Origin of the sequence: Pseudomonas reinekei (assembly GCF_001945365.1) — a bacterium.
Taxonomy (GTDB): Bacteria; Pseudomonadota; Gammaproteobacteria; order Pseudomonadales; family Pseudomonadaceae; genus Aquipseudomonas; species Aquipseudomonas reinekei.
In genome coordinates this window covers 25,696-41,547 of sequence record NZ_MSTQ01000019.1, presented here as the reverse complement: position 1 = coordinate 41,547, position 15,852 = coordinate 25,696, and the positions used below count along the sequence as shown (strand labels likewise).

Here is a 15,852-nt window from a genome sequence, read left to right as displayed (position 1 = left end):
GTGCGCTAAAAACACTTAAATCTTTAAGAGCTATACGGAGATATGATTCTCTAAATCTCCAAACCGGGTATCTTGGTAGAAATAAGAGGTGATATCTCGAGAAGATAAAATGACACCAAATAATAAAGCGTGTGCGGCAATCGTTGCTGTAGTCGATGATGACAAAGATGTTCGTGATGCTCTAAAAAGCTTATTAAGATCTTGCGGCTATAAACCCCAAACCTATAGTTGCGCGTTAGATTTTTTGAACGCGAGCGACTTGGCTGAAACTCAATGCTTGATTTCCGATATCCAGATGCCGGGTATGAACGGAGTCGAGATGCATACACGATTGCTCGCGATGGGTTTTTGCATCCCCACCATCTTCATCACCGCTCACCCAGCTGCCGCGCCCCACCTGAACGCTCATACTCCTAAACTTATTGCGTGCTTAACTAAACCCTTTGATCCAGAGCAACTTTTTTACCACATAGAAGTTGCCCTTCTAGGTTAGTATCAAATCTTTCATCTGGCATCAGATTTGAATTTGATACTAAGAGCTAGTTAATTTTAATTTCGGTCACCTTGGAGTTTGTGCTGTTCATTGGGTATGGTGAATTGGACAATCGCCCCGCGTGGGCGATTTCCACTTCCCCACAGTTTGCCACCAAGTCCTTCGATAATTGAGCGACAAATGGACAGCCCCATTCCTAGACCTGTGTCTTTAGTGGTGAAAAAAGCAGTGAATACTTGCTCCGTTCGCTCCGTAGAAAAACCTGGTCCTGAGTCAGATACCTGTACAAGAATGCCACCAGTTTCATCCTGTGACGTACTGATATGCAATTGTCGCACGCCATCAGTGACCGCTCTCATCGCCTCAATTGCATTGACTATTAGGTTGAGCAAGACTTGCTGCAGTTCAACGCGATCAGCCTCCACATGTGGCAATTCTAGAGCCAGTGCAATGTCGACCGTGACCTCCCCTTTAGTCGCTTCGCCATGAGTAAAATCCACCATCTCGCGAATCAAAGCATTTATATCCACTGACGATTTTTGCGGTGGGGTTTTTCGGATGTGGGACCGAATTCGATCTAAAACGTCAGCTGCTCGATTTGCATCGGTCACCAGACGAATAAGTACCTGCTCTGCCTCTCCAATCTCTGGTGGTTGCGCCTTCAGCCAACGTAGTGCCGCGTGGCCATTCATCAAAGTTGCAGCAATGGGCTGACTAACCTCATGAGCTATTGAAGCAGCGAGCTGCCCCATAGTCGCGACCCGGTTGGCATGAGCTAACTCATTCTGAACATCGCGATAGCGCCGCTCGCCCTCGTGGACTTTTTCTTCAGCTCTCTTCCGATCGGTGAGGTCCATTACGAATGCCACACCCTCAATTCGACTTGCTTCGAGCATTGCCAGGCCAACGATAACTGGCACTCGGCTGCCATCTTTCCTGATGTATTCCTTTTCGAAGGATTGGGCACGGCCAGACTGCACGGCGTCCAACATAGAGTTTTCACTCACCTCACGAAACTCTGGCGGCGTCAGATCTTTCCAGCAGACACGTCCAAAATTGACGTCCTCACGCTCGTACCCCACCATCTGAAGAAAAGCGTCGTTGGCCTCAATGATGTCGCCCGCAATTGTCCAGAACAGAATTCCGATGATATTGGAGTCTACCAGGCGACGAATTTTCGCTTCACGTTCAGCAATTTCGCGGTACAAGCGCGCGTTTTCAAGCGATATTGCTGCCTGAGAAACCACTAGTTTAAGCACTGCGATACGAGAGCCACTGAATGCCCGTGCTGTCAGGCTGTTTTCTAAATACAACGCCCCCGTGAGCTTTGAGTGGTTCATCAGTGGCAGGCAAAGAATCGAACGGATGCGATGTTCACGGATGTAGGTGACCGCGGCATACGAAGCCTCCGCTAGCGCATCATCGATCACCACGCTCTCCCCTGTACGTAAGACGTGGAAGAGAATCGACTCGGGTAGCAGGCTCGCGCTCACTGGTACATCTCGCAGTTGCAAAAGGGTCGAAGTGTCGCCAGCTTTTGCCTGCGCGACAATTCGATAATCCCCATCGTTCGAGAGAATTAACAGGCCGCGTTCAGCTCCTGCCTGCTCGATAGCCGTGCGCATAACGGTATCAATTAACTTCTCCAAAACTATATTGCCTGAAACAGCTTTGGACACCCTAAGTACAGTCGCAAGATCGAGTTGTTCAACATGAGTTGCAGTGGTGGTAGTCGGGCTGGTCGTCGGATCTTCCACCCTCAGGAACGGATACTTTTTCTCTAGCTGCCGTGCCTTGCCGTCGGCGCCCCAACGTCGATATCCGAAACGGGCATCCTGCATGTAAAGTCGAGCAATCTTGGTCAAGCCGCGCGCTTCGTAATGTCGAGATGCAAGCTCATTGGCCAACGCTTCGATATGCACGAACCCGCTATTCTGTGCCGACTCTATTGCCTGCTCGTAGAGATGCTCGGCATTCATCCTGCGACCTTTTATGCGGGCAATTTCTGCTCTGATCAACGCCGAATAGCTCGCGAAATTCTCTGCGCAAAGGTTCTCCCATACACGTAATTCTTCGTGGTGCTCTGCAATAATCTTCAGATGTCGAGATCGCTCGGCAGGTGACGCAGTGTCGCAAAGAGCCGCTCGTGCCAGCGCTTCATAGAAATAGCATTCTGCTTCCTCCAAAAACGAATGGGAGGTCCAGATCAGCTTTTGTGCATGAGAGGCAGCCTCAAGGGCCTCTGCGTACTGGCCATCGAAAAACCTCGCCTGCAACTTCCGCGTCCAATACCAGCATGAGTACAGTTGAGAGCTTTTATCCAGACGGCTTTCAGTACGGGATTCACCGAACTTCGCATCCTCCAGATAACCAAAGGTGGGTGTCACGCCGCGAAGCATTCGAATGAACGCAAGCTGGTTTTCGATAAAGTCGATGACCAGCCCAAAATTCACCTTTCTGGCATGAGCCAAGCCACGCTCGGCTTCACTTTGCACCTCAATCAGCGACTCACCAATAAATAACAGGTTGGAGACTAAGCTGTTGCAAGTGAACGCGCCGAACGCAACGTCACCGCTCCTGGTCGCCGCCTCGAAGGCCTGCTGCATCTGAAGACCGCAAGACCGAATAGGTTGCGCCCAACGCTCGACGAATAGAGCGTAAGAGAGATACGTGCGGGCTTTGTAACGTTCTAGGTTACGCCGCTCAACTAGTTCGCATCCGAGCTCGCCGAAACGGAATCCATCCTGATAGTTATTGAAAAGGCGACCGGCGATTCGGGGAATATTCGCGTATGCCACGCACGAAGCGTCGCCGTTTCCGTACTCCAGGCTCAGGTTGATTGCTTTGCAAATCGTCAGGCAAGCAAGGTTTGGATCTGTATGTAAAGCAGGAGAGAAAAGGGTAGTCAGTGCTTCGATCGTTGACAGAGCCTTCTCGTCAGTCATCGGGGGCATCTCGATGAGCGCCTCAATGCTCCGCTCTCCGAGAGTAGGCCATATCTGATTGTATTCTCGTCTCACCTGATCGCTGGTAGGGTGAGGTGACCAATCGATGCCAAGATGGCGAAGGAAATCGAGGCAAACAGCGACGGCGCTATGACTTTGATTGAGTACCAGATAGACGTCTACTTGTAGGCAGGCGATTAACGTGCGTTCGCACATCGTTCTCGCATGAGCCAATAACCTCTTCAGCCTCTCTTCCGCGACCGAAATTTGTCCTGTCAGGAATTCACACAACGCGCGACCTGACTCCAATGCGAAAGCCAATTCATGCTGATGCTCCCAGCAATCCTCGTCTAGAGACCGAATGCCAATGGAGAAATAGTTTAGTGCGGAGGCGTATGCAGTTGACTCCTTGGCGCGTTGGCCGGCTATAAGGTTGAATTGCGCAAGTTGCTCGCGCTCATCCCGCTCAGTGATAAGGAGGGCGCCGCGATTGAATTGGCTAGCGATTTCGAAAATTGCTTCCTCGCGGTTTTCAGTCGGGATTTGCACTGCAAGCAGGCGGCCGATCCGTAGGTGTGTCTGCACGCGCACAGATTCGGAGGTCAGTAGATACGCGGCCTCATGAACACGATCGTGAGAGAATGCGTATAGGTCCCCCCGGCGCTCGATAAGCTCCTGCTTGACCGCTTCCCCCAACGCTGCATGAACGTTCGTTGGATGCAGATCCAGGACTGTCGAAAGGACGGCAACCTCGGCTACGCTGCCCAAACAAGCCAATTGATGCAGAGCCTGTTGTGTCCCATCTGGTAACCGTGTCAGCTTGCCGATCATCAAGTCAACAATGTTATCGGTATAGCCTTTGGCATGGATGCGATTCGTGTCCCAACACCAACGCCGAGCATCATGATCAAAGACCAGAAGTGACTCGTCGACCAATGCATGTAGAAACCGAATGACGAAATAAGGGTTACCTGCCGTCTTGGTCAGCACTAGCTCAGCCAACGGCTCGATACTTTTCAGATCGCTACGCAATGATTCCATCAGCAACTGCTCGACGTGCGACCTGGTAAGCGGCGCAAGAACGATTTCATCGATCCTGACACCAGTGCTGCGTATTGCTTCAAGTTTAGACGTCAAAGAATGAGTTACATCGACCTCGTTATTGCGATACGCACCAATCAACATAAGATTGCGAATGTCTGGGCTGGTCAGCAGATCTTCAATCAAGTTTAGAGTCGCAGCGTCCAGCCACTGGAGGTCATCGAGGAATAATACAAGCGGGTGTTCCGGTCGCGCGAATACTCCTATAAACCTTCTAAATACAAAGAGGAAGCGACGTTGAGCCTGTTGCGGTTCGAGCTCCGGTATCGCGGGTGGCACGCCAATTATTAGCTTTAGCTCAGGAATGAGATCGGTAATGAGCCCTGCATTATCACCTAGTGCATTTAAAAGTGAGTCGCGCCAAATTTTCAGTTCCGCGTCACTCTTACCTAATAGCGTGCGAATAAGGCTTTGGAACGCTTGGGCAATTGTTGAATAAGGGATGTCTCGCTTATACTGATCGAACTTGCCAGCAGCGAAAAATCCGTAGTTGGGGATTAAGGATTTTTGAAGTTCGTATACTACTGAAGATTTGCCCATACCTGAGTAACCGGAAACCAACAACAACTCCGGAATACTACTTCGGACAAGTCGCTCAAAAGCCACGCGTAGACTGCCGACATCGTCTTCGCGGCCATAAAGTTTTTCGGGAATCAGCAACTGGTCGGATGCACCGTATTCATCCAACGTAAACTCATGAATACTTTGCTGTTGTTGCCATTCGTCTTGACACCGGCGCAGATCTTGCTCCAAACCAGCGGCCGTTTGGTAACGATCCTCCGCGGTTTTAGCCAGCAACTTCATGACAATCCGCGACAGCATCTCCGGTACGGTTCCAACCCGTAGGCGCGGTGCAGCTGGATTACGAGCAATATGGCTGTGCACCCACTCCATTGGATCGGACGCGGTGAATGGCAATGAGCCGGTTAGCATTTGATAGAGCGTGACACCGAGCGAGTAAAGATCACTGCGCGAATCAATTGATCGATTCATCCGGCCTGTCTGCTCGGGCGCCATGTACGCGAGCGTGCCAGCAATCGTTTCTACTGGTTCTAATACCTTCCGTTGGCGGACCAGGCGCGAGGCGAGCCCAAAGCCAGTGAAGCGAACTTGTCCATCCAAGCAGTTCACTAAAATGTGCGCAGGCTTTATGTCCTTATGGATCAGCCCGCTTTGATGAAGCTTGCGAAGCGCGACGACTATCCTGATAGCCCAGCGCAAAAACCGAGCGGTCTCCATAGGCGCAACGAGCAGTCCCGCTAGTATTTCACCGCCAGGATCTTCGAGTAAAAGTACTGTCCTACCGTCTTCACGAGATAATTCAAGAGGTCTCGCTGCCCATTCACTACTTAGTTCGTCCTTAAAGCCAAATTCATGATTGAGTCGATTTAGGCTTTCAGGCAGGGGGTGTTCAGCGGAGGTACGGGCAATTAGGATACTACCGCCAAGATGTGGACGCGACCGCCGGCAGAGGACACGCTCACCATCGTCCCATAATATCTGCATACTTCTATCCAATAGTCTAACTATAATCGGAGGTGATCAGTTACGCTCAGACGCTACGCTAATGACACGCTGTCGGATTCAGGAATATAACTTTGATGATTATTTACGTCTAAGTCAGGCACAAACGAGGACGAAAAATTTGGCCGTCGAAGTTATATTTATCAGTCGAACGCATCCAAGACTTAGCTATAACTGCACCATATAGGTGCTAAGCGCCATGCGCTCAATACCCCACGGTAATGTCCTAAGCAGTAGGTGTTTCTACATCGTGTTTTACGTAAGGCATCGGCTGCACTCCTTCCGCACCGGCAATTTTCGGTTTCCCTCTCAAAGTTTCCAGTAGCTGAGCTGTAGCGCTAGTAAGCTCGCTATTAAGGCTTGCCAGTTGTTGATTTATCTCACTTACGCGCTGCGCCTTTTGCTCATTCGTCAGGTTACGATTCATTTGAATAGCCTGAAGCTGAGCCTGTTGTTCTTGAATCTGCTCTTGTATTTCCTTAATCCGTTCGCGAATTTTTTCAAGCATCTTAGCTTGGTCCGTTTCAGAAGAATGATTAGAGCTTTTTGCAGATTCTGAAAGGCTTCGTCCATCAATTGAAATACTGACTTTGACCCCTTCGCGAACATTCGAAGGCGCATCGCTACCCACTTCACTCGTGGGAGCACTTTGCACAGGAATGTTCAAATGAAGATCCCGGCTTGAGTGATGCGCAGGGTTGGTCATCGAAATCAGCGTTAGGGTGCTCATACTTTAACCGTCCACTTTTTTCTAAAAATATTGGAATAAGTATTGTGTTTCGAATTTCAAAGATTTGGCCGAGTCAGTCGTGCCTGAAGGCATGGCAGAATCTAGGGTGTGTGTACTATCCGCGAGACCATTGTCTAAGCATACACATTTGCTATTCATGTGCGACTATACGTACGTATAGGTGGCTGGCGAAAGGAAACCACGGGGATATTTGGAGTCATTAGAACTTGCTGTCGGGTCAATGGCTGTTGTTACTGAACAACCTCTTTCCGCTTTATTTGAATCCAGCGAAATTCCTTTTCCTTTTGTTTTCATAACTTCCATCTGTTTAAAATGCTTTGGAATGTGAACGCCAGATTCAGCGTCATATTGATGGCCGTGGGACCAGCCTAATATATTTTTACTGCCTGCCCAGTAACGTTTGACTTGGGCGGTCAAGCCTTACCTGCATTGAAATTCGAGGTGCCAAATGCACGAAGAAATGTGACGACAGCAGTATTAATCCATTGATCCTGTTGCGCGGCGGAAGGAACTGATCCCGGATGGGTCAAGCATTGCATCTGTGCTTCCGAGCGCACCAAATTTGTAAAGATACTGGCTGCTGTTTCAAGTCCCACGCTACTGACATCTAATTCTCCAATCCGAGTAGATCGTTCGATGTGCTGTGCAACTAGATTATTCATAGAACTCGGCCCGACCAAGTAAAAATGGCGGGCTAACTGCGGAAACCTAGGTGCTTCACCGATTATTGCCCGAAAAAGTGCTAAGCCCGACGGTGACAGAAATATCGTCATATAGGCTCGGGCTAGAGTCGACAACACGTCACGCAAGTCATTCAGGTGCATAGCCACCGAGTGCACTGCTTGGATCGCCGCTTCACACTCTGCTTCCACGACAGCTTCGAATAGCTTCTCTTTCGTAGGGTAATACGCGTACACGGTGGACTTTGATACGCCGGCAGCACGTTGAATCATGTCGGTAGTGGCTGCGCTGAAACCGTGTGCCAAGAAAATCTCACGTGCTCCGGCGACAACCATTCTGGCTTTCGGGGAGATGGTATCCGAATGGACGGTGGAGGTTGCCTGCATGCGGATTTAAGCCTGAATTTGATAATGGGTTATGTGCCTAACGGCATGGGCGCATTAGAAATATCGGTCAATGGTCGCCGGACCCATCGGTACAGTCAACCCTTACCGGTAAAATCAGGCTAAAAGGGCCTAAACAGGTCAGTAAATTTGACCGTACCGTACCGATCGGTTTAGTCTGAATTTCGAGCGGCTTCTTTCTAATCAAGTGACGACGTGACGAGCGACATATGAGCACTATCCAGGCACCGACTGACGCAACGAAAAATACCCTTCAATACCGACGTAAAAAACTTTTCCGGTTCGCGATTTTGGGCTTCGGGTTAGTTGCGTGTGCCTACGCAGGATGGAAATTCTTTTTTGCTGGCAATTTTGTGACGACTGAAAATGCCTACACAGCGGCCGAGAGCGCTCAGATCACCCCTTTGATAGCGGGCCCCGTAAAGGAAGTCAGAGTCAGTGACACGCAATTCGTGAAAGCGGGTGATGTGCTGGTAGTGCTGGATGATACGGACGCTCAGCTAAACGTCGCACAAGCACTATCTGAGGTGGCACGAACCGAGCGGCACGTTAGGGAGTTGTTGGGTAACGACGTGAATTATGCTGGTCAGATCGACCTGCGAAGCGCTCAGATTGCTGCAGCCCGCAGTGATCTATCCCGATTCACTGCCTCTTATGACAAAGCTCTCGTTGACGAGCGCCGTAGGCATAACCTCGCCGCGGTAGGTGCGATATCGCAGGAAGAATTAACCAACGCACAAACGCGCCTTCGCGAGGCGCAGGCTGCATTGGGTCAGGCCAAAGCTAGCATACGGGTTGCAGAGGCTGCGTATGAAGCAGCGAAAGGAGCAAGGCAAGCGAACTTGGCCCTCGTCGAGGACGGCTCACTGAACTCCAACCCGGCAGTACTGACGGCCAGGGCGAAGCTTGGCCAGGCTAAAGTCAATCTGGAGCGAACTGTATTGCGAGCGCCCTTTGACGGAGTCATTGCGCAGCGGGTAGTCGAGATCGGCCAGCAAGTGCAATTGGGCGCCCGTTTAATGACAGTAGTTCCTATCGACAAAATTTACGTTGACGCAAATTTTAAGGAAGGGCAGCTGCAGCGCGTTCACCCTGGTCAATCTGTTGAACTTACTGCAGATATCTATGGAGACAACGTCATTTACAAGGGAGTAGTTGTTGGTTTCGCAGGCGGATCCGGCTCAGCGTTCTCGGCTATTCCTGCACAAAATGCCACCGGCAACTGGATCAAAGTAGTTCAACGCTTACCGGTTCGTATTTCTCTGGATCGTGAGCAAATAATGCAGCATCCACTACGCGTGGGGCTCTCTATGCAGGTCAGTGTCGACGTCAGCGACAAGAGCGACCAGAACGCTGTGGTTAAGCGATAAACACTATGAGTACTTCCAACCATTCCCCTTTGAGTGGGGGTAATCTGATCATTGCAGCTGTGGTTCTGTCGCTGGCTAATTTCATGGTGGTTCTCGACACCACAATTGCGAACGTTGCAATGCCAACCATCTCGGGGTTCTTGGGTGTCTCAACCACAGAGGGGACCTGGATCATCACCGCCTACGCAGTAGCGGAAGCTATCACCATTCCCCTTACCGGATGGCTCGTCCGCCAAGTCGGTGAAGTACGCTTGTTTACAATATCGCTCGTTTGCTTTGTAGTATTTTCTGTTTGCTGCGGATTGTCGTGGTCGTTGGGAAGCTTGGTGATTTTTCGGGTACTGCAAGGTTTGGCAGGCGGACCATTGATTCCACTTTCCTCAACTTTGATGCTCGCTGTCTTTCCAAAGGAAAAATCGCATATCGCACTTGCGTTATGGGGAATGATGACCGTTGTGGCTCCTATTTTTGGACCAATCCTCGGTGGAATTATTTCAGACAACTGGCATTGGGGTTGGGTTTTTCATATCAACATCGGATTTGGTTTGTTGGTGATGCTTGGTAGTTTAAAGGTTTTACGCGGGCGGGACGGTCCGACCTCCCGCACAAAAATTGATGGTGTGGGGTTAGCACTGCTCGCAATTTTTGTAACCAGTTTTCAGTTCATGATCGATAAAGGTAGAGAGCTGGATTGGTTCTCTTCTCCTATTATCACCACTTGTGCAGTTATTTCAGTAGTAAGCCTCATTGTCTTGATTATTTGGGAATTAACTGAAGTTGAACCTGTGATTGATCTGAGCGTGTTTCGATCTCGAAACTGGTTGGTTTCCACCGTCACATTGAGTTTGATGTTCGGAATATTTTTCGGAAACATTGTTCTAACACCTCTTTGGCTTCAGCAACAAATGGGCTATACCGCTACCTGGGCGGGGCTGGCTACCGCGCCAATGGGGATACTTGCTGTTATAAGTGCGCCTATAGTAGGAAGATTGCTACCAAAAGTAGACCCGCGCTGGATTGTGACATATGGCATGAGCGTACTAGCAATTTCATTCTTTATGAGAGCCCATATGACCACTCAAGCAGATTATGGGACAGTTGCAATCGCCATGTTCGTGCTGGGAGCGGGTATACCCGCTTGCATGATCACGCTAACCTCATTGGGAGTTTCTGACCTGCCCAGTGAAAAAGTCGCAAGCGGGGCAGGCTTGCAAAACTTCCTAAGGGTATTGTCTATGGCAATTGGCTCTTCATTGACTCAAACCTATTGGGAACACATGAGTAAGGAAAGCAGATCTGAGCTCGTTGCAGTTATCCCTTCAGAGGCACAACAAGAAATCATTGCCGGCGCGATGGGGAATCATCTGACGCGTGAAAGTGCTTCAGCGGTTTTTTCACGCTTAGTTGATGGTCAGGCAGTAATGCTCGCCACTAATGACTTCTACGCTTGGGCGACCCTGCTTATGACATTATCAATTGGAGCGGTATGGTTAATCAAACGACCCAATGGTCCCCTACAAGTTGCAGCCCATTGATGGGAACAGCGCAGAAAAACGCTTTTCTCTGGTGGAGCTTTAAGTAGTGAATCGTCCCTACATTCGTAGACACCTTTAAATGGCCCTTTCTGGCCTTGTTTTGCTTCGCCACCGGCAGCTAGGCGTCGTTTTCAGCCGGTCGCGACAGGCAACAATCGGCCATTAGCGGACGGTCGTTCTACATCCGCTTCCGCCCTACCAAAATGATTATCAGCGTTTTCCTACGAATATCAGGAAACAGTCTCTTTGTTGCTAAGCCATGAATCGTCTGCTTGCATACACGCCCAGCGGTCAGCATTTAGGTCAAGGAGACAATAATGAAAACCATGGTAGTCGGGGCAAGCAAGGGGTTGGGCAGAGCCCTGATTGACGGATTGGGCGAGCACGGGGACACCTTGATTGGTGTCTCCCGTACCCGCCCCAAAAACCTTACACATAACGCCGGTGTCGTTGTGCATTGGGTGGAAGCAGACCTTTGTGAACCCGCACAGGCCGCTCAGATAATCGAGCAGGCCGTAGTGGATGGCGGGCTTGATACGCTGATCTACAACTTAGGAATATGGGAAGAGTTTGCCTTTGATCCCGCATACAACTTCCTCGCTGACAACGACGACCAAGTTGAGGCTATCGTCAGATGCAATATCACTTCGACGATAGTGCTGATAAAGCGGCTGCTTCCAGTTCTGCTCAGAAGTGCTAACCCAAGGATCATATTGACCGGCTCGACTTCTGGCTTGCCACAAAGTGGACGATCAGAAGTCACCTTTGGAGCCTCCAAGTTCGCGTTGCGTGGTATCGCCGATGCACTTCGCGAAGGGTACAGGCAGCAACGCCTGGGAGTGACCTGTTTAAACTTGGGCTATCTGAATACCGAAGATCCAATGAGCACCCCTAGGGGGCTTGCCGAGCAACGCGGTCAAGGCAACTCAATTCCCGTGCATGACGTCGTACAGATAGTCCGCATGGCTTTGAGCCTGTCTTCAGCAAGCTTCGTCAAGGAGCTCACCTTGCCCGCGATATTCGATGAGCGCTTCTGATGACAGGCCAATCCGTAAGCCAGAAGATGACAAAAAACTACGTTCGGCTTACGTCTGTATTGATGGTTACACTGTCACACCAATGTTGCAAAAACCTGTTGGCAGAACGTTGTTTGGATAAGTTTGGGCGTCATCAATGACCTCGACAGGTCGAAAACAGTAGCTAGTGAGCAGCAGCCTTCGCCCCAAAGCGGCCCCTCATGGAGGGCAGAAATCGGCGAAAAGCGGCCACACAGCTACAACGGGTACAGAACGCCAGCGGAAACCGAATCACTGACCGGATAGACCTAAACCTGTGTCCAGTTTTCGTTGACCACAACAGACAGGATCGACCCGAGCCCGAGCCGCCCGCCGCAATCGAGGCCGTCAAAGTCGCTAGTACGCCCGAGGTAAAGAGGCGACCCAAGGCACCAGTAAGTTTTATCGCAAAGATCTTGGATGACATTGCCGATGAGGATGGCTGGACTCACTTGGGTGCGCTGGGCACCAACATCAGCAAATTGAGACCTGAATTCGACCCTCGCACCCATGGGTATAAAAAGCTCAGTGAGTTGATCAAGGGGTATCCAGATACGTTTGAACTGCAAACGAGAGGAACGTCGGGGGTGCGTGGTTCAATACTCTATGCCCGGCGCCGACATCCGAGTTCGTAGCACCTATCACCAACGATCGCTCTTGGCCGAAAGCTGACGACTACGACTGACCGATTTTGGTCGAATAGGACGACCGCCGCCTGCTAGGCATCCTAGGACTGCCGTATACGCATAATTGCATCTGTAATCGCTTTTGCGTTTGTGTCTAAGGTTTCCATAGCCATCACAGCGTTATCTGCAACTACCTGCACTCCATTAGCCGAAAGCCACACGGCGACCTCCTCTATTGCAGCCGCCAACGCATGCTGGTTGTGCAGGAGCAATGTCAAAGCATCTGCCGTTGCGATATTGGAGACTGAGTGATCTGACATGAAAGTCGTCCTTGAGCGATGGGTTTGAAAAGCCTAGTACATGCTGCGGAATTACATTGGCATAAACACATGTGCAATAGACATCTTTAGCGCACCACAATGGTGGGACAGCCCGATATCAGATCTCACGGAACGACGGCAAGAGAGTGTTCATTGCACCGGCATTTCTATCCCCGCTTTTGACAGTATCAGTAGTGCCCAGATCGTAGCCGAAAACGCTTGCTTTAAAATTGCTACAGAGAAGGGAAGAAATCGCGGAGTCTTCGAGGAGGGGCACTTGGCTGGTACGATGCTGGTACAGGGCTTTTTAAAGCGGTCTTTTGGCCTTTATAAAATGGGGAATGGATCGACGATGGGTCCGATCCATCATGGGAATGCTTGAAGGAATCGAATCCCTAGCTGCGAGGGAGAGGGATTTTCCAGGAGCATAGTCATGCGAGTGGCGATAGATAGAGTATTAGATCGGCGAGGGGGGCACGAGACGGCAAAAACTCATCCTCATTTCAGCCGTCTGTTTCGGAACCATGGCCCAGCGGAAAAAAAGCCGCTCACCACCAAATAGCCCATCCTTAACAACCCCCAGAGTCCGATTGTCAGTAGGGCGCGTTTCAAGGATCTCACCGGCGATGAAATATACGTTCCCTTTCTTGACGGTGAGATTGAAGCGGTCTCCGATGAAAGGGCCACCAAGCGGCGGAGTTTTGGCCTCAAAAGTGTGGGAGCCCTCAGGCACCTGGAGTTTCAGATAGCCGCCAGAAGGCAGCTCTGCCACTTGCTGATCATCTAGTTTGATATACAGGGTCACTCGGCGAGCAGCGCTGTGTAATGGACGAAACACGTAGACTGTAGCGCTATCAGAGTTTACTTCTGCCGGCCCTTGATAATAAGGCCGATTGTCTAAAGATGGACCGCTAGAGCAACCTTGCAGCAAGCTTAGGATGCCCATCAGGCAGCTAAAAAAACAATACGGTACATCAGAAAGATTCCTTTCTCTTTTCGGAATTCAGAAAAGCGTTAGTGGTGGGATCAGCCGTTGCCTGATCTCACCCGGAGAATTTTGCTATGCGAGGATGCGCTAATTCGCAGAGTTGCAAAGCTGGAGAAGGATATCCCGTACCAATTTCTGTACCAGTGGCCGTGTTTTGGCATGGGTTTCCGGGGTGTTGGGTGGAGCTAAGCCCTTGATTTTATTGACCCTGCGAACCTACCGAATACCCCGAAACATGGCGGTGTAATTCTGTTCCAGGGACATGAAACTACCTGTGGGATTTTACGCAAAGGGCAAGGGTACGGTGGCGGACACGGCGCTGCAAGCGTGATGCATCAGCTTTTATTCGTCGCGACCTTCCATCATGGTGCGTTTGAGCATCACATAAACGGCTCCGGCACCGCCGTGTTTCGCCTGGCACGAAGTGAAGCCAAGCACCTGCGGATGCTGGCGCAGCCAGGTGTTGACGTGGCTTTTGATCATCGGCCGCTTGCCGTCCAGGCGCACGGCCTTGCCGTGGGTAACGCGCACGCAGCGGATTTCGAATTTGGTCGCTTCAGCGAGGAAAGCCCAGAGGGTTTCCCGGGCCTTTTCCACATTCATGCCGTGCAGGTCGAGGCTGCCTTCGAACGGAATCTGGCCAACCTTAAGCTTGCGCATCTGGCTTTCCTGCACGCCGTCACGCGCCCACATCAGCTCGTCTTCCGGGCCGACGTCGATCACGAACTGATCAGACAGCCCGTCGACGGTGGTGGCATCGGTACGCACGGTGGCGGCCTGGCGCAGCTTGGCGATCTGTGCGCGGTCAGCTTTGGGTTTGCCGGTTTCGGCGCGATCGTGCTTGATCGGCTTGACGCCTTGGATCGCGCTTTTGAACAGGGAAAAATCGTCGTCTTGCATGTCAGCCTCCGCGAAGGGCGGCCAGTTTACCCAACTCGAAGCGAATGGGCGCGCGACAAAGTGCGCAGCATTGGGCTCAGTCGTGTTTTTTCATCAGATGCGGGGACATGTTCAGCGCCCGCGACTGTCGCGAACGGCGACGGCAGCGGCGCCACAGCCACACGCCGAGGTACAGCACGAACAGGCCAATCACCAGAATCACGGCCGCGCCGACCCGGTTGGTATTCATCTCACCCAGGGCCGGGGCGTGGCCGAGCAGGCTGGCGACGCCGGCCATGGCGAGCAGTACACCGCTCGTTGCCAGCAGCGCAGCGAACGCTGCGCCGATTCGAAAACGCCAGTTGCTTTGGCCTTTGGGCCGCAGGCGGCGAGCGTCAAAACCATCGGATAACTTCATTCCGACCTTCCTCAATGGGTATCGGCCCTTCGACCGGGAGTTGACCGGGATGTTCCTGAGGCTAAGACAATTACGGCTAATGAGAGACTTTTGCGGATGAGCGGCGGTGCAGACCGCTCATGGACGTATTGATCAGACCAGATCGTTGGTCTGGGCGATGGCGGCAAAGTTGTCCGCCATGATCGCCATTTCGGTCTGCTGAACATGCTCGGCGCTCAGGACGCCGCCTTTGTAGGGCAGATCGCGGGTGGCGCAGGCGTCTTCCACCAGGGTGCAACGGAACCCCAGGTTTTTCGCGGCACGCACCGTGGTGCTGACACTGGAGTGACTCATGAAGCCGCAAACCACCAGGTCCAGGCCCAGCCCTTCCAGGCGATTTTTCAGGTCCGTACCGTGAAAGGCGCTCGGCAGCAGTTTGCCAATCACAGCTTCATCGCCTTGTGGCTCGAGGCCCGGGATGAACTCTCCGCGCTCGCCCTGTGGGTCGAACAACCCACCGACGGTGCCGAGGTGGCGCACATGTATGACCGGCCGACCCGCCGCACGGGCAGCAGTCAGCAGTTTTTTGATGTTCGCGACAGCCACATCCATGCCGCTCAGCGCCAGGGGACCGCTGAGGTATTCTTTCTGGGCATCGATGATGATCAGGGTCGCTTGACTCAGTTTGGCTGCTGCATAACCGCGGCCGCTGAGTTGAAACATCGTTTGTGGAACGGACATTCTGGGGCTCCTTTGAGTGGGGCTTTTGCGACATTGTCCTCT

The 15,852-nt window shown here is 51.5% G+C and carries 13 protein-coding genes and 1 pseudogene; 5 read left to right on the top strand and 9 right to left on the bottom strand.

The features are described 5' to 3' along the window. The first annotated feature begins 109 nt into the window (after nt 1-109). Nucleotides 110-493 (top strand): response regulator transcription factor, encoded by a 384-nt coding sequence (locus BVK86_RS23850; RefSeq protein ID WP_075948721.1) that lies wholly within the window; start codon nt 110-112, stop codon nt 491-493. A gap of 56 nt (nt 494-549) precedes the next feature. Here BVK86_RS23850 and BVK86_RS23845 read toward each other — a convergent pair whose 3' ends face one another. The 4 genes from BVK86_RS23845 to BVK86_RS23835 form a co-directional block, all read right to left on the bottom strand. Beyond that, on the bottom strand, nt 550-6,045 hold the full coding sequence (locus tag BVK86_RS23845; RefSeq protein WP_075948720.1) for a trifunctional serine/threonine-protein kinase/ATP-binding protein/sensor histidine kinase: 5,496 nt from the start codon (nt 6,043-6,045) through the stop codon (nt 550-552). Nucleotides 6,046-6,289: 244 nt separating this feature from the next. Beyond that, on the bottom strand, nt 6,290-6,793 hold the full coding sequence (locus tag BVK86_RS29585; RefSeq protein WP_139315798.1) for a hypothetical protein: 504 nt from the start codon (nt 6,791-6,793) through the stop codon (nt 6,290-6,292). Between the two features lie 165 nt (nt 6,794-6,958). Further along, entirely contained in the window at nt 6,959-7,231 is a 273-nt protein-coding gene (locus BVK86_RS29580; protein ID WP_139315797.1) for a hypothetical protein, read from the bottom strand. After that, nucleotides 7,228-7,881: a TetR/AcrR family transcriptional regulator gene (locus tag BVK86_RS23835; RefSeq protein ID WP_075948718.1), complete on the bottom strand. Its 654-nt coding sequence runs from the start codon at nt 7,879-7,881 to the stop codon at nt 7,228-7,230. The genes BVK86_RS29580 and BVK86_RS23835 overlap by 4 nt, the downstream gene beginning before the upstream one ends. 227 nt (nt 7,882-8,108) lie before the next feature. Here BVK86_RS23835 and BVK86_RS23830 point away from each other — a divergent pair, with 227 nt between their 5' ends. The 4 genes and pseudogenes from BVK86_RS23830 to BVK86_RS23815 all read left to right on the top strand — a co-directional run. Then, nucleotides 8,109-9,269, top strand: a complete 1,161-nt coding sequence (locus BVK86_RS23830) for an HlyD family efflux transporter periplasmic adaptor subunit (RefSeq protein WP_075948717.1) — start codon at nt 8,109-8,111, stop codon at nt 9,267-9,269. A 5-nt stretch (nt 9,270-9,274) separates the two neighbouring features. After that, on the top strand, nt 9,275-10,804 hold the full coding sequence (locus BVK86_RS23825) for a DHA2 family efflux MFS transporter permease subunit (RefSeq protein ID WP_075948716.1): 1,530 nt from the start codon (nt 9,275-9,277) through the stop codon (nt 10,802-10,804). Nucleotides 10,805-11,121: 317 nt separating this feature from the next. Beyond that, the gene (locus BVK86_RS23820; RefSeq protein WP_075948715.1) at nt 11,122-11,841 is read left to right on the top strand and encodes an SDR family NAD(P)-dependent oxidoreductase; all 720 of its coding nucleotides are present in this window, start codon (nt 11,122-11,124) and stop codon (nt 11,839-11,841) included. A gap of 317 nt (nt 11,842-12,158) precedes the next feature. After that, a pseudogene (locus BVK86_RS23815) lies at nt 12,159-12,494 on the top strand (OST-HTH/LOTUS domain-containing protein); the annotation flags it as partial. 92 nt (nt 12,495-12,586) lie between these two features. On the opposite strand, the gene BVK86_RS23810 reads toward BVK86_RS23815, so the two are convergent. From BVK86_RS23810 to BVK86_RS23785, 5 genes are all read right to left on the bottom strand, one after another. Further along, nucleotides 12,587-12,805, bottom strand: coding sequence for a hypothetical protein (locus BVK86_RS23810; protein WP_075948714.1), 219 nt, complete (start codon nt 12,803-12,805; stop codon nt 12,587-12,589). Between the two features lie 457 nt (nt 12,806-13,262). Then, complete coding sequence (locus BVK86_RS23800) at nt 13,263-13,751, bottom strand: DUF2846 domain-containing protein (protein WP_139315796.1); 489 nt, start codon at nt 13,749-13,751, stop codon at nt 13,263-13,265. 384 nt (nt 13,752-14,135) lie between these two features. After that, the gene (locus BVK86_RS23795) at nt 14,136-14,693 is read right to left on the bottom strand and encodes a Smr/MutS family protein (RefSeq protein WP_075948712.1); all 558 of its coding nucleotides are present in this window, start codon (nt 14,691-14,693) and stop codon (nt 14,136-14,138) included. 76 nt (nt 14,694-14,769) lie between these two features. Then, nucleotides 14,770-15,090, bottom strand: coding sequence for a hypothetical protein (locus BVK86_RS23790; protein WP_075948711.1), 321 nt, complete (start codon nt 15,088-15,090; stop codon nt 14,770-14,772). A 132-nt stretch (nt 15,091-15,222) separates the two neighbouring features. After that, nucleotides 15,223-15,810 (bottom strand): cysteine hydrolase family protein, encoded by a 588-nt coding sequence (locus tag BVK86_RS23785; RefSeq protein ID WP_075948710.1) that lies wholly within the window; start codon nt 15,808-15,810, stop codon nt 15,223-15,225. Between the last annotated feature and the right edge of the window lie 42 nt (nt 15,811-15,852).